This is a genomic window from Saccharophagus degradans 2-40 (genome assembly GCF_000013665.1).
GTDB lineage: Bacteria > Pseudomonadota > Gammaproteobacteria > Pseudomonadales > Cellvibrionaceae > Saccharophagus > Saccharophagus degradans.
This window is the reverse complement of the sequence record NC_007912.1, coordinates 2140062-2165772: the sequence shown is the minus strand read 5'-3', so window position 1 is coordinate 2165772 and position 25711 is coordinate 2140062. Positions and strand designations below refer to the sequence as shown.

At 46.6% G+C, this 25711-nt stretch carries 22 protein-coding genes; 14 read left to right on the top strand and 8 right to left on the bottom strand.

Features of this window, described 5'->3' with window-relative positions; genetic code table 11:
* Positions 1-11: 11 nt before the first annotated feature.
* Complete coding sequence (locus SDE_RS08855; protein ID WP_011468173.1) at positions 12-2360, bottom strand: DNA translocase FtsK; 2349 nt, start codon at positions 2358-2360, stop codon at positions 12-14.
* A gap of 213 nt (positions 2361-2573) precedes the next feature.
* On the opposite strand from SDE_RS08855, the gene trxB reads away from it, so the two are divergent.
* From trxB to infA, 5 genes are all read left to right on the top strand, one after another.
* Positions 2574-3518, top strand: coding sequence for a thioredoxin-disulfide reductase (trxB, locus tag SDE_RS08850; protein ID WP_011468172.1), 945 nt, complete (start codon positions 2574-2576; stop codon positions 3516-3518).
* Positions 3519-3649: 131 nt separating this feature from the next.
* Positions 3650-4381, top strand: coding sequence for a leucyl/phenylalanyl-tRNA--protein transferase (gene aat / locus SDE_RS08845; RefSeq protein ID WP_011468171.1), 732 nt, complete (start codon positions 3650-3652; stop codon positions 4379-4381).
* A gap of 25 nt (positions 4382-4406) precedes the next feature.
* Positions 4407-5117: an arginyltransferase gene (locus SDE_RS08840; protein WP_011468170.1), complete on the top strand. Its 711-nt coding sequence runs from the start codon at positions 4407-4409 to the stop codon at positions 5115-5117.
* Between the two features lie 133 nt (positions 5118-5250).
* Positions 5251-8010, top strand: coding sequence for a M16 family metallopeptidase (locus SDE_RS08835; RefSeq protein WP_011468169.1), 2760 nt, complete (start codon positions 5251-5253; stop codon positions 8008-8010).
* Positions 8011-8148: 138 nt separating this feature from the next.
* Entirely contained in the window at positions 8149-8367 is a 219-nt protein-coding gene (gene infA, locus SDE_RS08830) for a translation initiation factor IF-1 (protein ID WP_011468168.1), read from the top strand.
* Between the two features lie 88 nt (positions 8368-8455).
* On the opposite strand, the gene clpA is transcribed toward infA, so the two are convergent.
* Positions 8456-10741, bottom strand: a complete 2286-nt coding sequence (gene clpA, locus SDE_RS08825) for an ATP-dependent Clp protease ATP-binding subunit ClpA (protein ID WP_011468167.1) — start codon at positions 10739-10741, stop codon at positions 8456-8458.
* Positions 10742-10769: 28 nt separating this feature from the next.
* A complete protein-coding gene (gene clpS / locus SDE_RS08820; RefSeq protein WP_011468166.1) occupies positions 10770-11144 on the bottom strand; it encodes an ATP-dependent Clp protease adapter ClpS in 375 nt (124 codons plus the stop codon).
* Positions 11145-11382: 238 nt separating this feature from the next.
* Between clpS and cspD the strand changes: the two genes are divergently transcribed.
* Positions 11383-11652, top strand: a complete 270-nt coding sequence (cspD, locus tag SDE_RS08815; protein ID WP_011468165.1) for a cold shock domain-containing protein CspD — start codon at positions 11383-11385, stop codon at positions 11650-11652.
* A gap of 147 nt (positions 11653-11799) precedes the next feature.
* Here cspD and SDE_RS08810 read toward each other — a convergent pair whose 3' ends face one another.
* Complete coding sequence (locus SDE_RS08810; protein WP_011468164.1) at positions 11800-14028, bottom strand: NADP-dependent isocitrate dehydrogenase; 2229 nt, start codon at positions 14026-14028, stop codon at positions 11800-11802.
* A gap of 249 nt (positions 14029-14277) precedes the next feature.
* Here SDE_RS08810 and SDE_RS08805 point away from each other — a divergent pair, with 249 nt between their 5' ends.
* From SDE_RS08805 to SDE_RS08795, 3 genes are all read left to right on the top strand, one after another.
* Complete coding sequence (locus tag SDE_RS08805; protein WP_011468163.1) at positions 14278-14919, top strand: pseudouridine synthase; 642 nt, start codon at positions 14278-14280, stop codon at positions 14917-14919.
* Positions 14920-14923: 4 nt separating this feature from the next.
* Positions 14924-15382, top strand: coding sequence for an NUDIX hydrolase (locus SDE_RS08800; protein ID WP_011468162.1), 459 nt, complete (start codon positions 14924-14926; stop codon positions 15380-15382).
* A gap of 167 nt (positions 15383-15549) precedes the next feature.
* Positions 15550-15858 (top strand): isoamylase early set domain-containing protein, encoded by a 309-nt coding sequence (locus SDE_RS08795; RefSeq protein WP_011468161.1) that lies wholly within the window; start codon positions 15550-15552, stop codon positions 15856-15858.
* Between the two features lie 10 nt (positions 15859-15868).
* Here the strand turns inward: SDE_RS08795 and SDE_RS08790 are convergent, their stop codons facing one another.
* From SDE_RS08790 to SDE_RS08780, 3 genes are all read right to left on the bottom strand, one after another.
* Positions 15869-18493 (bottom strand): RNA polymerase-associated protein RapA, encoded by a 2625-nt coding sequence (locus SDE_RS08790; RefSeq protein ID WP_011468160.1) that lies wholly within the window; start codon positions 18491-18493, stop codon positions 15869-15871.
* 165 nt (positions 18494-18658) lie between these two features.
* Positions 18659-19009 carry a DUF2288 domain-containing protein gene (locus tag SDE_RS08785; protein ID WP_011468159.1) on the bottom strand — a complete coding sequence of 117 codons (351 nt, stop codon included), beginning with the start codon at positions 19007-19009 and terminating at the stop codon, positions 18659-18661.
* Positions 19010-19058: 49 nt separating this feature from the next.
* A complete protein-coding gene (locus SDE_RS08780) occupies positions 19059-19475 on the bottom strand; it encodes a transmembrane 220 family protein (protein ID WP_011468158.1) in 417 nt (138 codons plus the stop codon).
* Positions 19476-19619: 144 nt separating this feature from the next.
* Between SDE_RS08780 and mnmA the strand changes: the two genes are divergently transcribed.
* The 5 genes from mnmA to SDE_RS08755 all read left to right on the top strand — a co-directional run bounded on the left by mnmA (position 19620) and on the right by SDE_RS08755 (position 25236).
* On the top strand, positions 19620-20762 hold the full coding sequence (gene mnmA, locus SDE_RS08775) for a tRNA 2-thiouridine(34) synthase MnmA (RefSeq protein WP_011468157.1): 1143 nt from the start codon (positions 19620-19622) through the stop codon (positions 20760-20762).
* Between the two features lie 50 nt (positions 20763-20812).
* Complete coding sequence (gene hflD / locus SDE_RS08770; RefSeq protein WP_011468156.1) at positions 20813-21442, top strand: high frequency lysogenization protein HflD; 630 nt, start codon at positions 20813-20815, stop codon at positions 21440-21442.
* Between the two features lie 141 nt (positions 21443-21583).
* Entirely contained in the window at positions 21584-22963 is a 1380-nt protein-coding gene (gene purB / locus SDE_RS08765) for an adenylosuccinate lyase (RefSeq protein ID WP_011468155.1), read from the top strand.
* Between the two features lie 63 nt (positions 22964-23026).
* Positions 23027-24178, top strand: coding sequence for a cupin domain-containing protein (locus SDE_RS08760; protein WP_011468154.1), 1152 nt, complete (start codon positions 23027-23029; stop codon positions 24176-24178).
* 95 nt (positions 24179-24273) lie between these two features.
* Positions 24274-25236: a GNAT family N-acetyltransferase gene (locus SDE_RS08755; RefSeq protein ID WP_011468153.1), complete on the top strand. Its 963-nt coding sequence runs from the start codon at positions 24274-24276 to the stop codon at positions 25234-25236.
* A 20-nt stretch (positions 25237-25256) separates the two neighbouring features.
* On the opposite strand, the gene SDE_RS08750 is transcribed toward SDE_RS08755, so the two are convergent.
* Positions 25257-25571, bottom strand: a complete 315-nt coding sequence (locus SDE_RS08750) for a Rieske (2Fe-2S) protein (RefSeq protein ID WP_041324469.1) — start codon at positions 25569-25571, stop codon at positions 25257-25259.
* Positions 25572-25711: the final 140 nt, after the last annotated feature.

The window sequence follows — 25711 nt, the reverse complement described above, 5'->3', positions numbered from 1 at the left end:
AATAACTGTTTTTACCGTTTAGGCGGTGGTGGCGCCAAAACTTCGCGGCTGCCATTGTTGCCCATTTCGGTTACTACCCCTGCCGCTTCCATTTGCTCAATTAAACGCGCGGCGCGGTTATAACCAATTCTTAATTTACGCTGTACCGAAGAAATACTTGCTTTGCGCGACTCAGTAACAATTGCCACCGCTTGGTCGTACAATGCGTCTGATTCGGGGTCACCACCGCCCTCGTCGCCCTCATTGCTAAACCCAGGCACGGGGATGCTATCTACCGATTCGCTAAATATTTCATCTAAATAATTTGGCTCGCCGCGTTTTTTCCAATCGTTAACCACGTTGTGCACTTCGTGATCGTCAATAAACGCGCCATGCACACGCACTGTGTGTGCAGTACCCGGCGGCAAGAACAACATGTCACCGTGACCAAGTAATTGCTCCGCCCCACCTTGATCTAAAATTGTGCGCGAATCAATTTTGGATGAAACCTGAAACGCCATGCGCGTAGGCACGTTCGCCTTAATTAAACCAGTAATTACATCCACCGACGGCCGCTGCGTAGCAAGCACTAAATGAATACCCGCGGCACGTGCTTTTTGTGCAATACGCGCAATTAACTGCTCTACTTTTTTGCCTACAATCATAATCATGTCGGCAAATTCGTCGATAACCACCACAATAAAGGGCAAGGTATCTAACTCTGGGGCGGTAGCGCCTTCTATTTCTACCACGCCATCGTCTTCAGGCGACCACAGTGGGTCTAAAATAGGCTCGCCAGCTTTTTTGGCATCGCGAACTTTTTTGTTGTAGCCGGCAATATTGCGTACGCCTAGCTTAGACATTAACTTATAGCGACGTTCCATTTCCCCCACACACCAGCGCAAGCCAGTTGCGGCTTCTTTCATATCGGTAATTACCGGTGTGAGCAAATGTGGAATACCGTCGTAAACCGAAAGCTCCAACATTTTCGGGTCGACCAATACAAGGCGTAACTCTTCGGGAGTAGCTTTATAAAGCATACTGACCAACATAGAGTTAACCCCCACCGACTTACCAGAACCCGTGGTACCCGCAACCAACAAATGCGGCATTTTGGCAAGATCGGCAACAATTGGTTCGCCCGAAATATCGTGACCTAGGGCCAGTGTTAGCGGCGACTTGGACTTTTCGTACACTTCAGAAGCAATAACTTCACTTAAGCGCACCATTTCGCGGTGCTCGTTAGGAATTTCCACCCCAACAACCGACTTGCCCTGAATCACCTCAACCACACGTACACTGCTAACCGCCAGCGAGCGCGCCAAATCTTTTGCAAGGTTGGTAATTTTGCTTACCTTTACACCTGCTGCTGGCTGAATTTCAAAGCGAGTAACAACCGGCCCCGGCAACACTGCCGTCACTTCGGCAATTACACCAAAATCTTTTAGCTTTATTTCTAGAAGCCTACTCATAGCCTCTAGCGACTCTTCCGAGAAACCTTTATCTGAGCGCTTTTCGCCGGCATCTAGCAAATCGATTGGAGGCAGTTCACCAACAACTTCGTTGTCATCAAATTTAAGTTTTTGCTGCTTCTCTTTTTGAACCCGTACGCTTGGCTCCTCGCGCTTTTTAGGCGGCGTAATGGTAGGGGGTATGCGCTTCTCCTCCTTCTTTACCTGTATTTTTACGGCTTCTTTACGTTTCTGCACGGCTTCTTTTACTTGTTTTCTTTCCTTAGAGTTTGCGCGCCATACAATGAACCGATGCTGAAGATAGCCAGAAAACTGCACAACCTTTGCACCAATCCAATCCATTACCGCAAGCCATGAGATGTCGACAAATATTGTGAGACCAAACAAGAAGGTAGAAAGCAGCAACAATGTACCGCCAATGTAGCCAAACGTGCCGTCAATCGCGGTGGCGACAGTGAGGCCAAGGTAACCGCCAGATGAAAAAGGAAGTGCTTCGCTAGCAATGCCGTACTGCATTACAGCAATGCCGGTGCCTGCAACCATAACCAAGCACAGGCCAACAAAGCGCAACAGTAGGATAATTGGGTCAAAAGGCAGCCCGCTGCGGTCTCGCAACTGCAACCACACCTGATAAGCTAGCAAAATTGGGAACAAGTAGGCTAAACGGCCAAACAAGGATAAGAAAATATCTGCTAGCATTGCCCCTGCTGGGCCGCCGGCATTTTCTATCGGGGCGCCAGTACCCGTAATAGACCAACCTGGGTCGTTAGGGCTATAGGTGAACAAGGCGAGCGCAAGGTAAGCACAGGCAGCAATTAGCGCCAACAATAAACCTTCGCGCACAATTAGCAGTAATCGGCTGGAATGTACTCCCTGCTCTGCGGTTTGGATAGATTCTTTTTTACTCAAAACGGTTACCCTGTTAATTTGACGCGCATTGTACCCCTTTTTTGACCCTACGTTCAGGGAACTATTGCTATAAATACAACGCGTTAAGCTGTTTGCTTTTCGCACAAAACAAAAGATAGCGTTTGACTATCAGATACATAAATCACAATAAATGGCTGGCATAGGTGAAATCACTTATGATGCAGCCCAAAACATACTATTGGAACCAAAATCATGACTGACGTACAGCACCATCAAGTGATTGTCCTTGGATCTGGCCCTGCAGGTTACACTGCGGCCATCTATGCGGCACGCGCCAACTTAAAGCCCGTTGTTATCACCGGTATGCAACAAGGTGGGCAGCTAACAACCACGACTGAAGTAGAAAACTGGCCTGGCGGCGTTGCAGACCTACAAGGCCCAGACTTGATGGTGCAAATGCAACAACACGCAGAGCGTTTTGATACCGACATTATTTTTGACCACATCCACGAATGCGATCTCAGCAAGCGCCCTTTCACCCTTAAAGGCAACAACACTTACACTTGTGACGCGCTTATTATTTCAACTGGCGCATCCGCACAGTACCTCGGCTTGCCTTCTGAAGAAGCATTCATGGGTAAAGGCGTATCTGCGTGTGCAACCTGTGACGGCTTTTTCTATCGCGATAAAAAAGTGATTGTTGTAGGTGGTGGTAATACCGCTGTTGAAGAAGCGCTATACCTATCTAACATTGCTAGCGAAGTAACTCTTGTACACCGTCGCGATAGCTTGCGCTCTGAGAAAATCTTGCAAGAGCGTCTTTTCGCTAAAGAGAAAAACGGCAACGTTAAAATTATGTGGAACCAAAATCTAGACGAAGTTCTAGGCGATGATAGCGGTGTAACCGGCGCGCGCTTAAAATCTAGCATCGACGGCTCAACCCAAGAAATCGACGCATCAGGCGTATTTATCGCCATTGGCCACAAGCCCAATACCGACATTTTCCAAGGCCAACTGGAAATGAAAGATGGCTACATTGTGATCAAAAGCGGCCTAAATGGCGAAGCAACTTCCACAAGCGTGCCAGGCGTGTTTGCTGCAGGTGACGTTGCCGACCATATTTACCGTCAAGCTATCACCTCTGCTGGCTTTGGCTGTATGGCTGCACTAGACGCTGAAAAGTTTCTAGATAGCTAATTTAGGCAACCAGTTACTATTATCTAGCAAACACTTATCTAGTAAACTGCAGGCAAATTTAGCTTAGCTTTATTTGCCTGTCGCTGCGGGCTACTTAGCTATTTCAATGCGACTTCTCAATTTGGAAGCATATGCCTGAATTAGTTTGGCTCAACCCGCACGATACCGTCTTCCCTCCCACCACTAGCGCATTAGAAGACCCAAATGGTCTACTTGCAGTGGGAGGAGATCTCTCCCCCGCCCGGCTAATAGCTGCCTATAAAAAAGGCATCTTCCCATGGTTCGACGACTCCCAACCTATTCTGTGGTGGAGCCCAGACCCGCGCATGGTGTTGCTACCGCAAAATTTACACCTTGGTAAAACACTTAAAAAACTCGCCAAAAAACAAGCATTCAAAATTACCATAGACACGCATTTTAGCGATGTGATGCAGGGCTGCGCCCAGCCGCGTGCCGATCAAGATGGCACTTGGATAACCACAGATATGGAAAACGCGTATCTAGAGCTACACAAGCTCGGCTACGCCCACAGTATAGAAGCGTGGCAAGATGGTGAGCTCGTCGGAGGCCTGTACGGTATCGCCATCAATCGCGTTTTTTATGGCGAATCTATGTTTAGCAAAGTGTCTGGCGCATCCAAAATAGCGTTCGCCAACCTTGCAACTCAACTGGCGAGCTGGGGCTTTTATGCCATCGATTGCCAAGTTGCCACCGAATACCTCGCCTCGTTTGGGGCAGCAGAAATGCCTCGTGTAGAATTTGAGCAAATATTACAACAATCACTGCAAAGTCAGCCCCCCAAGTGCCAAATAGAGGGGTGGCAAAATAGTTGGAATATGCCAGACTATGGCCAACTCTTTTAGCTATTTGCCAGTTGGCGCTCTATAAGTGACAGATTTAAACGAACTTAAATTATTTGCTACCACCCCACACCCGTGCAGCTACCTCGACGACCGAGACGCTACCACCGTTTTTATCGACCCCGAAGTAAGCGTTGACCAAAACCTATACAGCCAACTTACCAACTACGGGTTTCGGCGCAGCGGTAAACACATATACCGCCCAGCCTGCAAAACCTGCCAAGCGTGCATCCCCATTCGAGTAGACGTTGAAACTTTTACACCCAACCGCAGTCAACAAAGATGTTTGCGCAAAAACAAAGATTTAACCGTAACAGTGGTAAGCACTATCGACACGGATGAGCACTACACGCTGTACGCAAAATATATAGAGCGGCGCCACTCTGACGGCGATATGTACCCTCCTAAACGGGATGAATATCGCAGTTTTCTTTCGGCGCAATGGGGGGTAACCAAGTACCTCGAATTTAGAAATAGCGAGAATAGTTTAATTGGGGTGGCTGTCGCCGACCAACTAAAAAACGGCATATCTGCCGTGTACACTTTTTTCGACCCAAACGAGCAAAAGCGCAGCCTAGGGGTTTATGCGGTACTCGCCCAAATAGAGTGGGCCCAAAAGCAAAGTAACCGCTATGTTTATTTGGGATACTGGATTAAAGAGTGCCAAAAAATGAGCTATAAAACACTCTACAAACCGTTTGAATTATTTATTAACAATCAATGGCTAACATTTATTTAACACATGCCGTATAACAGCTAACATCAACCCCCATACAGCAAATAACACCGCTAGTAATAAATTCCCACCGTATAAAACTTAAGTAAGTAGTATTAACAGAACACAATAAAAATCGCACCAAACGGAGCAATACATGATTGGATACCAACGTTTACTTCGCAGCATAACCTTTTGCCTGCTAGTGCTAGCAGTATGCACGCCAAACGCTTTTGCATTGAAAGGCGTAGAAAAAGTGGTGCAAACCGAAGGGATTACCGAATACCGCCTTAAAAACGGCTTGCAGGTGCTGCTATTTCCAGACCCAACCAAAGAAACCGTTACGGTAAACATTACCTATCACGTTGGCTCCAAACACGAAAATTACGGCGAAACGGGTATGGCGCACCTGTTGGAGCACTTGCTTTTTAAGGGTACCCCCAAGCATAAAGATATACCCGACGAACTCACCAAGCATGGTGCCAAAGCAAATGGCACCACTTGGCTAGATAGAACCAACTATTACGAAACATTTAACGCTACCGAAGAAAACCTACGCTGGGCACTAGAGCTCGAAGCCGACAGAATGGTGAATTCGTTCATTAAAAAAGAGCACCTCGACAGCGAAATGACCGTTGTACGCAATGAGCTAGAACGCGGTGAAAACAGCCCTTTCCGTGTGCTAATGCAAAAAATGCAAGCTGCGTCATATATGTGGCATAACTACGGCAAAAGTACTATTGGTGCTCCATCCGATTTAGAAAACGTATCTATCGAGCGTCTGCGCAATTTTTACGAGACCTATTACCAGCCAGACAACGCAACACTTATTGTCGCGGGTAAAATTGATGAAGAGGCAACGCTAAAACTCATCAAGAAATATTTTGGCAAAATTAAAAAGCCCAAGCGCACTCTCCCAACGCTCTACACCCAAGAAACCCCCAGCGATGGAGAGCGCACTGTTACCGTACGCCGAGTGGGCGACATACAACTTGTTATGGCTTCCTACCACACGCCTTCGGCTGTCCATCCAGACAGCGCAGCAATTGCTGTACTCGCCAATATTATTGGTGATAACCCAACCGGACGGCTTTATAAAAACGCAGTAGAAACTGGTATCGCTTCGCAAGTATTTGCGTGGGACCAATCCTTAAGCGACGCTGGCTCTTTTAGAGCTGGCGCAATTGTAGATAAGCAAAAAGACCTCGCTGCCGCTGAGGCAGTACTTATAGAACAAATGGAAACCCTAACCGCCACCCCCGTTACTGAGGCAGAGCTGGAAAGAGCCAAGCGCAGTATCGCTAAAGATTTTGAAAAAGCGATGAACAACACAGAATCTGTAGCCATCGGCTTAAGCGACTGGGTAACCACAGGCGATTGGCGTCTGCGCTTTTTACAGCGCGACAGAATTGCAGAAGTCACCCTCGAAGACGTTCAGCGCGTAGCCAAGGCCTACTTTACTCAGAACAACCGCGTTGTAGGGCGTTTTATTCCTACCGAAACACCGCAGCGCGTTACCCTGCCGCAACCAGAGAGTGTTGCCAGCCTACTAGAAGGTTACGTTGGCAAACAAAATGTAAGCATGGGCGAAGCGTTTGACCCATCCTATGACAATATTGCCGAGCGCACGCAAACCTTTACCGTGGCAGATACCATACAAGTTGCCATGATTCCCAAAAAGACTCGTGGCGAAACGGTGCGCCTCAATATTCAAATTAATTACGGCACTCTAGAAAGCTTAACCGACACCCAAGCTTATGCCGGCATTGTGGGCCAAATGCTCGACAAGGGTACAAAAAACTACACCCGCGAAGAAATGAAGGATCAGTTCGACAAATTAAAAACCTACGCGGGCTACGGCAGCAACCCTGGTAGCGCATGGGCTTGGATGGAAACCGATAAAGAAAACCTCATCCCCGCATTGCAATTGCTGGCTGAAGGTTTGAAAAACCCAACCTTCCCTCAGTCGGAGCTCGATGTAATTAAATCCGCCACCAAAGTTTCGCTTGAATACTCACTGCAAGACCCTAATACCATTGCGCAAACAGAAGCTTCTCGCCGCCTACTGCCAGTAGATAAGGGGCACCCGCACTACAGCCCAACACTGCAAGAGAGTATCGATAGCTTAAACTCATACAGTCGCGACGAACTTATCGAATATTACAACCGGTTTTTTAGCGCAAACAATATGATTGTATCCGTTGTTGGCGATGTTGAACCCGAAGTGATATTAAAAGAATTAGAAGCACAATTTGCCGACTGGAAAAATGATACGCCGTATGTACATATCGTTGAAGATTACAACGCCATCGACACCACGCCAGCCGTATTCGATACCCCCGACAAAGAAAACGGTATTTTCTTAGCTGTAAACCTCTACGAAATACAAGCCGATCACGAGGATGTACCCGCATTAACGCTAGGCAACTACGTATTTGGCGGCGGTTTTATTAATAGCCGCTTGGCCACTCGTCTAAGACAAAAAGAAGGCTGGAGTTACGGCGCCGGCGCGTCACTTTCGCCCTCCAAACTTAGCCCACGCGCTGCTTTTTGGGGTTACGCCATTGGCGCACCGCAAAACCTCGATAACATTGAGCAAGGCTTTAAAGAGGAACTAGCGCGCTTACTTGAAGAAGGCTTTACCGAGGAAGAAATTAAGAACGCAAAATCGGGCATTGTGCAGCGCAACCACGTAGCGCGCTCAGAAGATAAAAACTTGGTACAAATGTTAACAGATCAAGTATTTTACAAACGCTCAGTTCTAGAAGATAAAAAGTTTGAGCAGGCATTGCTTGCGCTAACCCCTGAGCAGGTTCAAAAAACCATGCAAAGGTACTTTGACCCCGACAATATGCTCTACATCAAAGCGGGTGACATGACCAAAGCTAAAACACAAGCACAACAACCCGCGCAATAACCTCTCTCAAATGAGCCATAAAGGTTTATTTTATGGCTCATTTCCTTTCAAAGCCGAATGCTGCTTGGCTTATTCGCCCTTTTCAGGCAAAATGCCGCCTCCAAAATCACACCCCGCAAAGGTAGAGGTTAGTGCCGGATGGCAAAAGAAGACAATTTTGAACTGGAAGGCGAAGTCATCGACACGCTTCCAAACACCACATTTCGAGTCAAATTAGAAAATGGCCACGTTGTTACTGCGCATATCTCTGGCAAAATGCGTAAGAACTACATTCGCATTCTTACTGGCGATAAAGTCAAAGTAGAAATGACTCCATACGACCTATCTAAAGGCCGTATTACATACCGCGCCCGCTAATTTAGACACAGCGAACGAAACTCCATAAAAAACCCGCTACTGGTTAACCATTAGCGGGCTTTTTTGTGCCTAAAATTTAAAGGCGCGGCTAACTCGCCACCAACACCTCTTCTGCCTCAATAACGATCTTATCGTCGACAACCGCTATTTGCACTGTACCGCCCTTCTCCGAAAGCGCACCAAACAGCACCATTTCAGCCAAAGGTTTCTTCACGTGCTCTTGGATAATACGAGCCATTGGGCGTGCCCCCATCTTCTCGTCATAGCCGTTAATGGCCAACCAGTCACGCGCCTCATCAGTAACTTCAAGCGTAATCTTCTTATCATCCAACTGCGACTGCAGCTCCATCAAGAACTTATCCACTACAGTGCGAATAACTTCGAGTGAAAGCGGCCCAAACTGAATAATGGCATCCATTCGGTTGCGGAATTCTGGTGTAAAGGCCTTTTTAATTGCCTCCATACCATCGGTTGAGTGATCCTGATGGGTAAAGCCCATACTCGCCCTGCTCATCACCTCCGCACCTGCGTTAGTTGTCATAATAAGCACAACATTGCGGAAATCCGCTGCTCTACCGTTATTGTCGGTAAGCGAACCGTGATCCATTACTTGCAGCAAAAGGTTAAACACGTCTGGATGGGCCTTCTCAAGCTCGTCAAGCAACACTACGCAATGCGGGTGTTTTGTTACTGCATCGGTGAGTAAACCGCCCTGATCGAAGCCTACGTAGCCTGGAGGCGCACCAATTAGGCGCGACACCGTGTGGCGCTCCATATACTCAGACATATCGAAGCGAATCAGCTCTACACCCATTGCCGTTGCCAACTGCTTACACAACTCAGTTTTACCAACGCCCGTGGGGCCAGCAAACAAGAACGAACCAATTGGCTTATCGTGATTGGTTAAACCTGCTCGCGAGAGCTTGATAGCCGAAGTAATAGTACTAATAGCCTCATGCTGACCAAATACTGTCATGCGCAAGGTATCTTCAAGCTTAACAAGTAGCGACTTATCAGAAGACGACACACTCTTGGCCGGTATACGCGCTATTTTGGCTACAATTTCTTCAATATCGCGCACACCAATTTGTTTTTTGCGCTTAGATTCAGGCTGCAGCTGCTGGAAGGCACCCGCCTCGTCAATAACATCAATGGCCTTATCGGGCATAAAGCGGTCGCTGATGTACTTGCCAGCGAGTTCCGCAGCCGCCTTAAGGGCTGTATCGGTGTATTTGAGGTTGTGGTGCTTCTCGAAACGCGTTTTAAGGCCCTTAAGAATCTTGTAGGTATCGTCTACGCTTGGCTCGTTAACGTCTATCTTTTGGAAACGACGAGAGAGCGCGCGATCTTTATCAAAGATACCTCGATATTCTTGGAAGGTGGTTGAACCTATGCAGCGTAAATCACCACTGGTTAACAGGGGCTTAAGCAGATTCGATGCATCCATCACCCCACCGGATGCGGCACCCGCACCAATGATGGTGTGTATTTCATCGATAAACAAAATAGCGCCTTCGCGTTTTTTAAGGTCTGCCAACAGCCCTTTAAAACGTTTCTCAAAATCGCCGCGATATTTAGTGCCCGCCAACAGCGACCCCATATCCAAGGAGTACACAACACTGTTTGCCAATATCTCTGGCACTTCTTCGTCTACAATCTTTTTGGCTAAGCCTTCGGCTATAGCGGTTTTACCTACACCGCTTTCCCCAACCAATAGGGGGTTGTTTTTACGGCGACGAGCAAGAATTTGCACTACTCGCTCCACCTCAGAGTCACGCCCTACTAACGGGTCTATACGCCCTAGCAGCGCCTGCTCATTTAAATTGGTTGCGAATGATTCCAGCGGCTGCTGCTGACCATCGCCAACGCTGGCACCCGACGCTTCGTCGTCATGCTGCTCTTGGTGGCCACCCTCTACACCGTGGCTGGCCGAACCTGAAACCTTGGAAATGCCGTGGGTGATAAAATTCACCACATCGATCCGAGCAACGCTTTGCTGTTTTAGGTAAAAAACAGCTTGGCTTTCTTGCTCACTAAAAATGGCAACCAGTACATTGGCACCCGTCACCTCATTTTTACCGGACGATTGCACGTGAAAAACAGCACGCTGCAATACACGCTGGAACCCCAGCGTAGGCTGCGTTTCGCGCTCGTCGTCATCTTCTGGAATAAGTGGCGTTGTGGAATCCACAAATTCAGAGAGTTCTTGACGCAAAAACGCCAAGTCAGCACCGCACGCCCTAAGCACGCTAGAAGCTGACTCGTTGTCTAATAATGCCAAGAGCAAGTGCTCCACCGTCATAAACTCATGACGCTTGGTTCTCGCTCCACGGAATGCCGCATTTAATGTGGACTCTAATTCTTTACTCAACATGGGCTACTGCACCTTCGAGCTGGTTAGACTAGTCCGAATCGTCATCGGATGACGCTTCGATCTCGCAAAGCAACGGATGTTCATTTTGTTTTGCGTATTGGTTTACTTGGGCCGCTTTTGTTTCTGCTACATCACGCGAAAACACACCGCAAACAGCCTTTCCCTCTGTATGAACGCGAAGCATAATTCTTGTTGCCGATTCACGATTCATACTAAAAAAGAGTTCCAACACCTCAACCACAAATTCCATTGGCGTGTAGTCATCATTCAACATAACTACTTTGTACATTGGGGGCCGCTTTAAGCGAGGCTTTTCCGCCTGTACGGCGACTCCACCGTCAAAAGTGGTGTCTTCATCACTCTCTTTACTTAATGTTAGTAGAAGTTTTTCAAGTTTACCCATTTGATATCCAAACCTACGGAAAATTCATACTTCCAGATTAACTATACGCCACAAAATTCACAAATTTGAAGCACTTCGATCTAAAAAATCTGTACTAATAACCATCAGCACTTGACAATAAGGTTACAGTTGGTTACAAAGTGTGCAATTGCGAGGACCGTGATTGCAGTAATAACAATAAGTGCCCAATGGATTACTTAAATAAGGGTTAATGCATCAATATTAAAGGGACCGAGCTATGCCTACCGGAACCGTCAAATGGTTTAACAATGCTAAGGGCTTTGGGTTTATTCTACCTGACGCCGGCGGAGAAGACCTCTTCGCACACTACTCTTCCATCGAAATGGAAGGTTATCGTACGCTAAAAGCTGGCCAACCCGTTACCTTTGAGATCGAAAAAGGTGATAAAGGTTTGCACGCTAAAAACATTCAATGCACAGACTTACCCGAAACCAGTGAGCAGCAACCTACTGTAGAGCAATCTATAGCAGAAACCGAACCCGGTTAAGCAGCCCACCTTTTCGCTTAAAATCTAGAAATCCCGCTCAATATTGGGAGGCTTTGCCGTGGACCCAATGTTGGCATTTCAATTTCTAGAAGCAAAAAAAAGGGCTGGATTACCAGCCCTTTACACACTCATTCAGTAATTTTTTAATTACAGCGCATCGATTGCTGCATTAAAGGTAGCACTTGGACGCATAACCTTAGATGCCAATTCAGCATCCAACTTGTAGTAACCGCCTACATCAACAGCAGAACCCTGCACCGCGTTCAACTCTTCAACGATTGCCGCTTCACTACCAGTAAGGGTAGATGCTAAACCAGCGAATTTCGCTTGAAGCTCAGCGTCGTCAGACTGCGCCGCAAGCGCCTCTGCCCAGTACATAGCCAAATAGAAATGGCTGCCACGGTTATCCAACTCACCCACTTTACGTGAAGGAGACTTATTGGTATCCAAGAACTTAGCTGTAGCCGCATCCAAGGTATCGGCAAGTACTTTAGCCTTTGGCAAGTTTGCTACTTCACTTAAGTGCTCCAAAGAAGCAGCTAAAGCCAGGAATTCACCTAAAGAATCCCAACGCAAATGGTTTTCATCAACCAACTGCTCAACATGCTTAGGAGCAGAACCACCAGCGCCAGTTTCAAATAAACCGCCACCGTTCATTAATGGAACAATAGACAGCATCTTAGCACTGGTACCCAATTCTAAAATAGGGAACAAGTCAGTCAAGTAATCGCGCAAAACGTTACCTGTAACAGAGATGGTGTCTTTACTCTCTTTCATGCGCTCTAAAGAAAAGCGCGTTGCTTCTTTAGGGGCAAGAATTTGAATATCCAAACCAGAAGTATCGTGCTGAGGCAAATAAGCATTTACCTTCGCAATCAACTGAGCATCGTGAGCACGGTTTGCATCTAACCAGAATATAGCGGGGTTGCCAGTCGCGCGAGCGCGGTTAACAGCCAACTTCACCCAATCTTGGATAGGTGCATCTTTTACTTGGCACATACGCCAAATGTCACCCTGCTCTACAGCGTGCTCAATAAGCACGTTACCCGCCTCATCGATAACCTTAACGGTACCGGCAGCTGGAATTTCAAAAGTTTTATCGTGTGAACCGTACTCTTCTGCTTTTTGCGCCATCAAACCAACGTTTGATACGCTGCCCATGGTGCGAGGGTCGAAAGCACCATTTGCCTTACAGAAGTCGATAGTTTCTTGGTAAACACCCGCGTAGCTGCGATCTGGGATAACCGCTTTAGTATCGGCCGCTTTACCATCTGGCCCCCACATCATGCCTGAGGTGCGAATTGCAGCTGGCATAGAAGCATCGATAATTACATCGCTAGGCACGTGCAGGTTGGTAATACCCTTATCGGAGTTCACCATAGCTAAGCGTGGGCCGTTGTCGTAACACGCTTGAACAGCAGCTTTGATCTCAGCTTGCAGATCTTCAGGTAACGCTTTAATTTTGGCAAACAGGTCACCCAAACCATTGTTTGGCGAAATACCCAAATCGGCGAATACGCTGGCGTACTTGGTGTAAACGCTTTCGAAGAATACAGACACCACATGACCAAAAATAATTGGGTCAGATACTTTCATCATGGTGGCTTTTAAATGCACAGAAAACAAAACGTCCTGCGCTTTAGCATCGGCGATTTCTTTAGCAATAAAGTTGCGCAAAGCCGCCTTACTCAAAACAGACGCATCAATTACTTCACCAGCCAAAAGCGGCGTAGAAGCCTTTAATACTTTTACAGAACCATCCGCGCCAACAAGCTCAATGCGCACGGCTGTTGCGGCATCTACAGTTACTGATTTTTCAGAACCGAAAAAGTCGCCGCTTTCCATAGAAGCTACGTGAGATTTGGAATCAGACTTCCACTCACCCATGCTGTGTGGGTTTTTCTGAGCGTAAGCTTTAACAGAAGCAGGCGCACGACGATCGGAGTTACCTTCACGCAACACTGGGTTTACCGCACTACCTTTAACGCTGTCGTAGCGTGCTTTGATGCTCGCTTCTTTCTCATCTTTAGGCTCTTCGGGGTAATCGGGTAAGGCATAGCCTTTAGCTTGAAGCTCTTTAATAGCCGCTACCAACTGTGGAATAGAAGCGCTAATATTCGGCAACTTAATAATGTTCGCGCTTGGCTGTTTAGCTAGCTCACCCAACTCTGCAAGCGCATCAGATTGACGCTGATCTTCAGCAAGGAATTCAGGGAATACAGCTAAAATACGGCCAGCCAATGAGATGTCGCGCATTTCTAGCTCAACACCTGCTGCTGCAGCGTATTTTTTTACGATAGGAAACAACGAATAAGTAGCCAATGCTGGCGCTTCATCTGTTTCGGTGTAGATAATTTTTGGGGTTTCGTTGGTCATGTCAGTTCCTAGTTGATGGGCTGAGCAAAGGCGGCCCCTTGTAGGGGTTACCCGGAGGCAAGTACGCGCATAAGGGTTTGTGTGCGATACTGGCTCCAAAAAGCGGGCGCGATTATATCAGGCTTTAGTAGTAAACGTAAGTTCGGCCATACAGCACGAACTTACGCGTTTTCGACTCAAACTGGTGCAAACTGCACTTAAAATAGCAAAAACGCCCCATAATTAAACATTTAGACTTAACGGCTACCAATGGCATCACTGCTTCTTATCAATAAACCTTACAATACCCTCTGCCAATTTACCGATGGAGAAGGCCGCAACACCCTTGCCAACTTGCTACCAGATGGAAAGTATAAAGATTACTACCCCGCAGGCAGGTTAGATCTAGATTCAGAAGGTTTACTCATTCTTACTAACAATGGCAGCCTCCAACACAGGATTAGCCACCCCAGCCAAAAACTCGAAAAAACCTATTGGGTGCAGGTTGAAGGTGACATTACCCAAGAAGCAATAGCGCAATTAGAAGCGGGCGTAGAACTTAAAGACGGCAAAACCAAACCAGCTAAAGCAAAAAAAATTGCACCACCGCAAAACTTGTGGGAGCGCAACCCACCTGTGCGCGAACGAAAAAACATTCCCACAAGCTGGCTACGCCTAACTATTAGCGAAGGAAAAAACCGTCAAGTACGCAGAATGACAGCTGCTGTAAACTACCCAACTTTGCGCTTGATTCGAGCAGCAATAGGCCCGTGGCAATTAGACAACCTAGCACCAGGCAGCTACAAAGAAGAAACTGTTCACCTCGCCCCTCCTAAGCAAAAACCTCGCACCAGCACGGGGAATTACAAAAAAAGAACCACTAAGCCAACTAACAAACCTAACAAGCGATAAATTAATGAACGAATGGTACGCACATGTCACCGTAGCAACGGTGATAGAGAATAACGGCAAGTTTTTACTAGTACACGAAAAAACCGACAACGGCGAAAAATACAACCAGCCGGCCGGCCACCTAGAACCAAATGAAACACTATTTGAGGCTGCCTTAAGAGAAACAAAAGAAGAAACAGGTTGGGATGTAGAGCTCACAGGCTTAGTTCGCATCAATCAATACACAGCCCCTAGTAATGGCGTCACCTATTTACGCGTTACATTTAGCGCTCGCCCGCTTGCACACAATGCAGATGCAAAATTAGATGCTGGTATTATCGAGGCAAATTGGTTTTCGCTCGAAGAAATTAAGCAGCTTGGCAACAAACTGCGCAGCCCATTAGTACTATCAGATATAGAGTTTAACCTCACCCAACCAAAGCTACCCTTAAATTACGTGAACTGCTACCAGCCCAGCAAATAATATTGACATCAAACACAACACGCCAACCAATAAAGAAGCCTACAATTCGCAGAGTTCGGCACAGCGCTTGCTATTCAATTAGCGTGCAACTAACAATCGAGCATAATATTAAGCCCTTACAATCCGTGCCCCACTTCCGTTATTCACACCATCATGGAGATGCTGTTATGAGTGTAGAAAAAAAATACCTTAAATCTAAACCCGTGTGCAAGGTTAAATTTGTGCTGCCAGAGGAGCTGGCCGAGCAGAGCAAGCAAGCCTATTTAGCCGGTGAGTTTAACGGCTGGAAGTTTGAAGACGCAAAACTTCGCAAGCAAAAAAATGGCGCTTACGCGACAACTCTCGATTTAGAAACGGGCAATGAATATCAATATAAATTTGTGCTAGACGGGGAGCGCTGGGAAAACGACTACACTGCAGATAAATACGCACCCAGCGGACTGGGCGCAATCGAAAACTCTGTAGTCGTTGTTTAGCTTTTAGTGATTACTCCGCAGGAGTAATCACTATTAAACGAATGGCCGACAACTGAAGGTGAGCAGCGTGGTTAATTGCATGCTGCACCGCTTGGCTTTTTACCTCTAACAGCGCTATTTCGGCATCGTCAATTAGCGGGTTCTTCGCCTTTAGCGTTTTTAAACGCTTTATTTCGCCTTCAAAAAAGCTTTGCGCTCTTTCGGTAGCAGCCGCTTGCACTGCAGACTTTTTGGCTACAGAAATATCTTCGGCCTTTTTAAACCACTGAGGTATAGCCTCTTTACGCGACTTTATAACCTCTCTCGCCAAGTGTTTTTTCACACCCTGCAAGTTCGCCTCAAGAGCAGACTCAGGCAAAATACCAGACAAATCATTTTCACCAACATCTAACACTAAACTGCGCACACTGCTTTCTTGTATAAACGGCAAACACTCTTTTGCAGCTGGCGACTGAATCATAAAGTCGAAGCACACCTCTAACAAACAGTGCCCCGCTGGCAATTGTCGACTTGGCAACATAGCGACAGAAGCAGAACCTAACTCCGAGTGATGCAACAGCTCCCACAACCCTTCAATAAACGGTGAATCCCACGTTAAAAAGTGCAGGTCTTCGCGACTATTGGCAATGTCGCGATCGTAAGTTAACTCTACACCTTCTGCGGGCAACCCAGGTAAAGCAGGAATTAGCATTTTATCGGAAGGTATTAAGCTAAAAATGCCGTCGAAAGTTTGCTCGTAGTGAAATTGAAGTAACTCACTTGCCTCGCTCACCAATTCTTCGGGTGTAGCTTGTTCAAAATCGGCAATAGACTGGGCTAACTGATCGGCAAAGGGTTGTCGGCAACTATTTAGCTCTAGTAAAGCGTCGCGACCCTCTACAATTTTAAGCTGCAATTGTGCTAACTCTTCTCTAATTTCTGCTAAGTCGGCACTCCCCCAGCTTAGAGAATCTTGCTGCCAGTACTTATCGTGAATGGCTGTAGAAGCTGGGTTTTGTTGCTCCACACAGTTTAAAATATCGTTATACCAAAACAATTGCTTTGCCGTGTCACTTTCTGGGTGACATGGAACATGCACAGACACATCGTTCTTCTGGCCTATACGATCCAAGCGACCAATGCGCTGCTCTAACAACTCTGGGTGATCGGGCAAATCCAAACATATTAGATGGCTACTAAACTGAAAGTTACGGCCCTCACTACCAATTTCTGAACACAAAAGGATGCGTGCCCCGCGCTCTTCGTCGGCAAAGTAAGCTGCAGATTTATCTCGCTCTATGAGCGTTTGCTCTTCATAAAATACGGCAACATCAATGCCGTGCTTTTCCCATAAATACAGCTCACACTCTTTAACGGTATCCGCTGTATGGCAAATAACGAGCGCTTTCTGCTTGGGGTTAGCCTTTAACCACTGCGCAAGCCATTCGAACTTGCTATCCCAGCCATCCTCTTCCAACTGATGAGGCAAGCAAATACGTGCAGGAAACCCAGCAACCGCTTTGCGTGCATTGCGGAACATGACACGGCCAACACCGTGCTGATCTAACAGCTGTTTGATAACAAATTCATCATCGCCCGGCTCTAAGCCTAAATCGGCAACCAACTGATCTTTGCCAGCAGGTAAATCTTGAATACGTTTACTTAGCTCTGCGTAAGTATTTTCTTGCGAAATAAACGAATCAAAATCGGTAAACTTAGCGGCATCCAGCAACTGCAAGCGCGCGAAATGACTTTCTGCTCCCAACTGCTCGGGCGTTGCCGTAAGCAAAATAAGGTGGTTCAACAAAGTGGAAAGCATTTTAAGCACAGCAAAGCCTTCGCTTTCCATGCTTATGTGGTGCGCCTCATCCACAATGGCAATATCAAAATCGTGGCTTAGCAAATTTTCTTGCTCGGTAATAAGCACTGAGTGCGGCACAATGTGTACACCCGCATTGCCAAAATCGTAGCCTTCCCCATCGTATAAAGAAGGATACAAACTAAACTTGCGCACCAGCTCTACCAACCATTGCACTTGTAATGTATCTGGCACAATGATTAACGCGCGCGATACGCGCTCAAGCTTTAATAGGCGACTTAAAATTAGGCCTGCTTCAAGGGTTTTACCCAAACCCACTTCATCCGCCAACAACACACGCACGCGTTCGCGGTTACAAGCCGAGGTGGCTACATATAGTTGATGTGGAATTAAGTTGGCGCGAACACCGAGATAACCTTTTAAACCAGAGCACCAAGCTTTGGTCATGGCGTTGTCGAATTTACGACGGAAGTGAAACCAGTTTGGCTTATCGAGTTGACCTGTAATCAAACGCATATAAGGCTGATTAAGGCGAATGCTACCGGCGAGCATTGTTTCAACAACTAGCTGACCGTTTTGTGTTTCGTATACGAGCACACCATTTTGTTCGTGCACGGTGGCCACTATTTGAGGCTCACCTTCGCGTGGCTGAATTTCATCACCCACTTCAAACTGAATTCGTGTAAGCGGAGCTTGCTGTGCGTTATATCGTCTTTCTGTATCTACTTCAGGGAAAAGAATCGTGACAGTGCGCTCATCCATTCCCACTACCATACCCAAACCTAGCTCAGGCTCGGAATCTACAACCCAACGCTGGCCCTGTACAAAATCAGTCATATGCTACTCTACTAATGCAACTTATATTTAGAGGATGCAATTGTACTAGGGATCATCCAATCAAGTCCAAGTAAGACTTGGTTTAAATTGGCAATTACCTATTTCCTACAACTCTCCCCTCAATTTAGCCATTAGCGTTGGACTTTAGTAAATAGCGTTGAGCCATTAGTGCTTGGGGGCTGGTTCCACCTGCTGCACTAACACCCAAGGCGCCACAGCCAATGCCCACACACTCGCGTCGGTTTCCACAAACTGTGCCGCGGTAGTATCGGGAATAATCTGCACTTGCTCTTTATCCATCCACTCTTTAATAGCCGCAGCGTTATCTTCCACTAGCGCTAGCCCAACGTTTACAAGGTCCACTCCACGCGCTACCTCGATAACTTTACCTGCAGCAAAAAAGCGTTGTAGTTCGCGCCAAGAAATTATTGCAGTTTGCTTCATAAGCGTCACATGAATATCTTCATCATCAGCATTTGGTGGCGTTAAATGGGCAAATGGGTCTTTGTCTGTCATATAAATAATCTGTTCTATGTTTCTGTTATATGTATAAATGAAAACTAAATTAGTTTTGTGTAGCAGTTCTACGCGAGCGCTTAATAACAAAATATCCCAACACTATGAGTAATGATACTAACGCACCAAGCATTTCGCGCGCTTCTTCTATGTAATATTTTTCATCGCTCATTGGCTGCATAAGTGGCTCTTCGCCCGCATTTTGCAAGTATTCGATCATGCCACCACTGGAAACCCCAATACCAACCGAACACAACAACATTGCCAGCCAGCAAACCGCCAAATAATTACGTGCAAATAAATTCATTAAAGGCACAGCCGCACAAACGGCGTACATAAGCGCCCAAAAATAAGGGTCGGGGTCGTTAAGCTGGATTACTGCGCAGTACACTAGTAGAGCAGCCAAACAAACATGCACTATTTTTACGACTAAAGTAGTAGTAATAACACGAATATCTCGGCTCATAGGTCCCCCATTGGTTTATTATTATGCATTCGAGGCTGGCAAGTTAATGAGTTTAACACTTTACGCGCCAATACTGGCACCTTCTTCCGCTCGCCTTTACAATAGCCGCCGCATTCATCCACACAACTAGACAATACCTGCCCTATGGCCATAGAAATAGCCCCTTTTACGCCCAACGACCCGCGACCAGCCAATGAGATTACCGTCATTGTTGGCATGTCTGGCGGCGTGGACTCCTCCGTTTCGGCGCTTTTGCTTAAGCAGCAGGGCTACAAGGTGGAAGGTTTGTTTATGAAAAACTGGGACGAGGACGACGGCACAGAATACTGCACCGCCATGACCGACCTGATGGATGCCGCAGCCGTATGCCAAAAACTCGATATTCACCTGCATACAGCCAATTTCGCCCGCCAGTACTGGGATAACGTATTCGAATACTTCCTAGAGGAGTACAAGGCCTGCCGCACGCCCAACCCTGATATTCTATGTAATAGAGAAATTAAATTTAAAGTATTCCTAGAGTACGCCAAGAAATTGGGTGCAGATTACATCGCCACGGGCCACTACACCCGCACCAGCCAACACGAAGGCTGCACTCAACTGCGCAAAGGTTTAGACCCCAATAAAGACCAAAGCTACTTTCTACACGCGGTAGGCGAACAGGAATTTGCACAAACCCTCTTCCCTATTGGTGACATTGAAAAGCCACAAGTGCGCGCAATTGCAGAAGAGCGCGGGCTTGTCACCCATAACAAAAAAGACAGCACCGGCATATGCTTTATTGGCGAGCGTCGCTTTAAAGACTTTCTAGAAACCTACCTGCCCGCGCAGCCCGGCGTTATCGTCGATGAAAACGGTGTTGAAATTGGTAAACACCAAGGCTTGATGTATCACACCATTGGCCAGCGCCAAGGCTTGGGCATTGGCGGCGTACCAGGTCGCCCGGAAGCGCCTTGGTATGTGGCAGAAAAGCGCTTGCAAACCAATCAGCTAGTAGTGGTTCAAGGTAGCAACCATCCTTTGCTGTTCAGCAACGAACTTACAACAGGCGCTATGCATTGGATAAACCCACGCTTGGCACCAACACTTAGCGAACCATTTCGCTGCACTGCAAAAACACGCTACCGACAACCGGAACAGTGGTGTACGCTAACGGCTAACGGCGACGGTGTTATCGCAGTATTCGATGAGCCTCAGCGCGCCGTAACCCCTGGGCAGTCCGCTGTATTTTACCAAGGCGACATCTGCCTTGGTGGGGCCGTAATAGAAACAACGCGCAAACATTAGGCGTAAACACCAACAACTCTTATCGTTAGATAGCTAAATAAGGAACCATTTTGAGTAAATCTTGGCGCGAGCTAACCATTGCCTTTGCGGGTATCGTATTAGCCACCAAACAAGTCGCTCAACTCGCGAAGACTGGCTACTTAAAAACCGACGAATTTGAAACCAGCGTTCGCAGCCTGTTCGAGCGCAACCCAGCAAGTACCGAAGCAACCTACGGCAGCGGCCACAACCTTGCCGAGGCCTTCGAAGAGCTTGAAAAACTGCTTAACAACCATCGCGACCCAAGAAATGCAGACTTACTGCGCTATGTTCTGGGCGTACTGCACCTGCAGAAAAAGCTTATAAAACGCAAAGAAATGCTCTACGTAATAGGTAATCGCTTAGAAAAAGCCGAGACCCAAGCGCAGCATTTTGGCATTACCCACGACAATGTAATAAGCAACATTGCAGAGATATATACCGACACACTCAGTAAATTCCCCTACCGCATTCAGGTTACAGGTGAAGCCACCTACTTGCAGCAAACGCGTGTTGCCTCGCAAATTCGCGTGTTGTTGTTGGCCGCCATACGCTCGGCCACCCTGTGGCGCCAATTAGGCGGCAGCAGATGGCAGCTTTTGCTGTATCGCAACCAAATGGCTAAGCACACGCACGAGCTGTACTTAGAATTTAAACGCTAACCCCTTACAGGTGGCGTTTAACGCTAATTTAGATCAATAAAGCGGCAAACCCACCTGCAATCTGAGCAAAATTCAGGTAAAATCCGCGCCTTTTGGGGCCTAGCGCCCTATTCATTCCAGCCTACGAGACCTCTTTACGCTATGGATTTATCTTCACTTACCGCAGTTACCCCAATAGACGGCCGATACGGCAGTAAAACCGATGCTTTGCGTCCTATTTTTAGCGAATTTGGCCTTATCCGTTGCCGCGTTGAAGTGGAAATTCGCTGGCTACAACAATTGGCGGCACACCCAGCAATTACCGAAGTGCCAGCGCTTAGCGAAGAAGCAAACAACCTGCTTAACGGTATTGTAGATAACTTCAGTGAAGAAGACGCTCTAGCAGTTAAAAACATCGAACGCACCACCAACCACGACGTAAAAGCCGTGGAATACTTTATTAAAGACAAATTCGGTAGCAACCAAGAGCTGCAAGCAATTAACGAGTTTGTGCACTTTGCCTGTACATCAGAAGACATTAACAACCTGTCACACGGTTTAATGCTTAAAGCCGGCCGCGACGCCGCCCTACCCGTGTTGCAAGAAATTACAGACGCTATTGCCAATATGGCGCAAGCCTATGCTGCAGTGCCTATGCTTTCACGCACCCACGGGCAAACGGCATCGCCGAGTACTGTTGGTAAAGAAATGGCTAACGTGGCAGCTCGCTTGGCGCGTCAAATTAAGCAAATTAAAGCAGTAGAATTACTAGGCAAAATTAACGGTGCAGTAGGCAACTACAACGCCCACCTATCTGCCTACCCAGATGTAGATTGGGAAGCTAACGCAAAAACATTTGTAGAAAGCCTTGGCTTAAGCTGGAACCCTTACACCACGCAAATTGAACCACACGACTATATTGCCGAATTGTTTGACGCATTTGCTCGTTTCAACACCATACTCATCGACTTTAACCGCGATGTGTGGGGCTATATTTCTCTGGGCTTTTTCAAACAAAAAACCATCGCTGGCGAAGTGGGTTCATCTACCATGCCACACAAAGTTAACCCTATCGACTTTGAAAACTCGGAAGGTAACTTGGGCATTGCCAACGCAATATTTAATCACCTAGCAGCTAAGCTACCTATTTCTCGCTGGCAGCGCGACTTAACGGACTCAACCGTATTGCGCAATATGGGTGTGGGTTTTGGTTATAGCTTTATTGCTTACGCCTCTAACCTAAAAGGGATTGGTAAGTTAGAAATTAACGAAACCGCATTGGCAAACGACTTAAACAACGCGTGGGAAGTATTGGCAGAGCCAATCCAAACCGTTATGCGTCGCTACGGCATCGAAAAGCCCTACGAGAAGTTAAAAGAACTTACCCGCGGCCAAAGCATTAACCAAGAAGTTATCCAAGGTTTTGTGCAAACGTTAGAAATACCAGAACAAGCCAAACAAGAACTTATGGCTTTAACACCCGCTACCTATATTGGTAACGCGGTGGCGCAAGCAAATGCCATTAAAGATCGCATGGCCTAGACTTACCCCTCACAAAATAAGTTTTTACATATTTTAAATAGCGCTAACACTAAGGTGGCGACAATGACCCAAACTCTCCGGCCATTTACCCACCTTGGTGACATGCCAATAGAAACGTTTTTGCGGGACTACTGGCAAAAAAAGCCACTACTTATTCGCCAAGCCCTACCCAACTTTGAAAGCCCATTAAGTGCAGATGAGCTGGCAGGGCTTTGCTTAGAAGACGATGTAATTTCTCGCTTAATTACCGAAACACCACAAAGCTCACCGTTTAACAGCGAATGGAACGTAACCCACGGGCCATTACCAGAAGATATTTTCGAAACACTTCCCGAGAATTATTGGTCTTTACTGGTACAACACGTCGATCAATTATCTCCCGAAGTGAACCAGCTACTAAACCTATTTCGCTTTATTCCCAATTGGCGCCTAGACGACGTAATGATTAGCTATGCTCCAGACAAAGGCGGTGTAGGCCCTCATTTCGACTATTACGACGTATTTTTATTGCAAGGTCACGGCCAGCGGCGTTGGCGATTGGGGCAACAGTGCACCAGCAAAAGCCCAATGCTTGCCAATGCGCCCATGAAAGTACTAACAGAGTTTGATGTACAAGAAGACTGGGTTTTAAACCCAGGTGATATTTTGTACGTGCCGCCAGGTTTGGCTCACTGGGGCACAGCGGTAGGCGAATCTATTACTTACTCGGTAGGCTTTCGCGCCCCAAGCCACCAAGATATAGTTTTAGATTTTTCACAAGAAGTGGCTTCTAAAATTGAGGAAGATAACCGCTACCAAGACCAATTTTTAACGGCGAATAAAAATGCCGGCGAAATAACAGGCGATGCTATCGAGCAGTTAAAACACATACTGCAAACTTACATGCAAGACGAGCAAGCCTTGGCCCAATGGCTAGGCAAAAGTATGACCCAACTTAATCCAGGCATGGTAGACGAAGCGGAAAACACCATCGAACCAGAAGAAATGGCGAATACGCCATTTACGCTTTCACCATTTGCGCGAGCAACGTTTTACCGAGCAGACTCTAACAGCGAAGCGTACATATTTATTAATGGCGAAGTGTATTCTGGCTCGCTAGAGCTGGCAAACGCCCTAAGCAACTACCTGCCAATAGATTGGCTAAGCTGCAGCGAAACCGACAAATTAATATTAGATACCCTCGCCCAACAATATTTACTTGTTAGCTTAACCTAAACTAAATTCCGCGCTTTCGTAAATTCAGGCAAACAAAAGAAATAAGACAGATAAAAAGCAGCCAATAAAGACAAGAAAGGAACAGGACACTTTCTATGCTTAACAACCATCAAACCCTAAAAGTACAAACTGTTAATTGGCAAGAAGCCAGCAGTATTTTGAGTTCGATTCGCCGAACCGTATTTATAGAAGAACAAGGCGTTGCAGAGCACGAAGAGTGGGACACCGAAGATGAGCACGCACAACACTTTATTGTTTACCTAAACAATAAACCAATAGGCTGCGCCCGCCTGCTCGCATCTGGCCAAATTGGGCGATTTGCAATATTAACAGAATACCGCAACCAAGGGTTCGGCCAACAATTACTTCGTCACATTGCAAAGCACGCGTGGGAAACGAACCGGATCAACACCCTATTCCTTCACGCACAGCTCTCTGCATTAGGCTTTTATCAAAAATTGGGGTTTTGTGAATATGGCGATGTATTTCTCGATGCAGGTATAGAACATAAGAGCATGCGGTTTTCGCTATTCACCGAAGGTGCCGCCACACAGAATAATGCTCTAAAACTATTTGATAACTCGGTTTTACGATTTGAAGATAGAGAAAATGCGCTAAACGCGCTGTTACTGTGCATTGCAAACGCCCGCAAAGAGGTGCGTATTTATAGCAGTAAGTTAGATCACAGCTTATATAGCGACAGCCAATTTATTGAGAAGCTTTCGCAAATAGCTCGCCACAACCGCAACAGCGAAATAAAAGTATTGTTGCAAAATAGCCGCCCACTCCATAGTAAGCGCCACCCACTTATAGAGCTAGCACAAAGGCTACCGTCTAAAATTCAAGTGCGTATTACCGCAAGAACCGTGGACCCAACAGAAACAGCTTGCATTACGGCAGATAGAAAACAAATAATCTTTTTTAACAACGAAGATGCATTAAAGGGCTTTTTAAACCTAAACGACCAACTAGAAGTTAAAAACCGTATAGAAGAGTTTGACTACATTTGGCAAAAACAAAGTGAAACAGACCCAAACCTACAGCGGCTTAGTCTTTAATTGGCAAAACAGCCGTAGCGCTAAAGATCAACCCCCACCTGATTTCCCTCATAAGCTAAAGGGTATTTTTTAAGGCAGTCGAGCGTGCCCGCCAATGGCCCACCAGCTTCCCCCGTTTTAAGATTGAACTCGATACCATGCGCACGACAACGAATTGCAGAGGGGTATATTAGCGTGCCCGTTACCAAGGGCACATCCATATGCGGGCAGCGATTTTCAATCAATACTGTTTGATCATCATGGTGAATAAGCAGCAGGTCTACCCCATTTACTTTAAATGCTTTTTTATAGCCTTCTTGTAAAACACTGAGTTTTTCTAACGCTACAAATGCCACATCCACCTCCAATTTTGCAGAATTGACAAACTAAATACTAATTTGCAAAACCAATTTATAAAACACACGTTAATCCTGCCAGCTAAACTCCATGTTTACAGTCTTTTGCTCATTGAATCAAGCGTACACACTATATTTTA

Excerpts from the sequence above, each read along its gene's own strand:
- aat (WP_011468171.1), top strand. The coding sequence starts at position 3,650 with ATGCCTGAATTAGTTTGGCTCAACCCGCACGATACCGTCTTCCCTCCC.
- SDE_RS08795 (WP_011468161.1), top strand. The coding sequence starts at position 15,550 with ATGAGTGTAGAAAAAAAATACCTTAAATCTAAACCCGTGTGCAAGGTT.
- SDE_RS08755 (WP_011468153.1), top strand. The coding sequence starts at position 24,274 with ATGCTTAACAACCATCAAACCCTAAAAGTACAAACTGTTAATTGGCAA.
- SDE_RS08800 (WP_011468162.1), top strand. The coding sequence starts at position 14,924 with ATGAACGAATGGTACGCACATGTCACCGTAGCAACGGTGATAGAGAAT.
- SDE_RS08810 (WP_011468164.1), bottom strand. The coding sequence starts at position 14,028 with ATGACCAACGAAACCCCAAAAATTATCTACACCGAAACAGATGAAGCG.
- mnmA (WP_011468157.1), top strand. The coding sequence starts at position 19,620 with ATGGCCATAGAAATAGCCCCTTTTACGCCCAACGACCCGCGACCAGCC.
- SDE_RS08835 (WP_011468169.1), top strand. The coding sequence starts at position 5,251 with ATGATTGGATACCAACGTTTACTTCGCAGCATAACCTTTTGCCTGCTA.
- cspD (WP_011468165.1), top strand. The coding sequence starts at position 11,383 with ATGCCTACCGGAACCGTCAAATGGTTTAACAATGCTAAGGGCTTTGGG.
- SDE_RS08805 (WP_011468163.1), top strand. The coding sequence starts at position 14,278 with ATGGCATCACTGCTTCTTATCAATAAACCTTACAATACCCTCTGCCAA.
- SDE_RS08780 (WP_011468158.1), bottom strand. The coding sequence starts at position 19,475 with ATGAGCCGAGATATTCGTGTTATTACTACTACTTTAGTCGTAAAAATA.
- infA (WP_011468168.1), top strand. The coding sequence starts at position 8,149 with ATGGCAAAAGAAGACAATTTTGAACTGGAAGGCGAAGTCATCGACACG.
- clpA (WP_011468167.1), bottom strand. The coding sequence starts at position 10,741 with ATGTTGAGTAAAGAATTAGAGTCCACATTAAATGCGGCATTCCGTGGA.
- clpS (WP_011468166.1), bottom strand. The coding sequence starts at position 11,144 with ATGGGTAAACTTGAAAAACTTCTACTAACATTAAGTAAAGAGAGTGAT.
- SDE_RS08790 (WP_011468160.1), bottom strand. The coding sequence starts at position 18,493 with ATGACTGATTTTGTACAGGGCCAGCGTTGGGTTGTAGATTCCGAGCCT.
- SDE_RS08760 (WP_011468154.1), top strand. The coding sequence starts at position 23,027 with ATGACCCAAACTCTCCGGCCATTTACCCACCTTGGTGACATGCCAATA.
- purB (WP_011468155.1), top strand. The coding sequence starts at position 21,584 with ATGGATTTATCTTCACTTACCGCAGTTACCCCAATAGACGGCCGATAC.
- SDE_RS08785 (WP_011468159.1), bottom strand. The coding sequence starts at position 19,009 with ATGACAGACAAAGACCCATTTGCCCATTTAACGCCACCAAATGCTGAT.
- trxB (WP_011468172.1), top strand. The coding sequence starts at position 2,574 with ATGACTGACGTACAGCACCATCAAGTGATTGTCCTTGGATCTGGCCCT.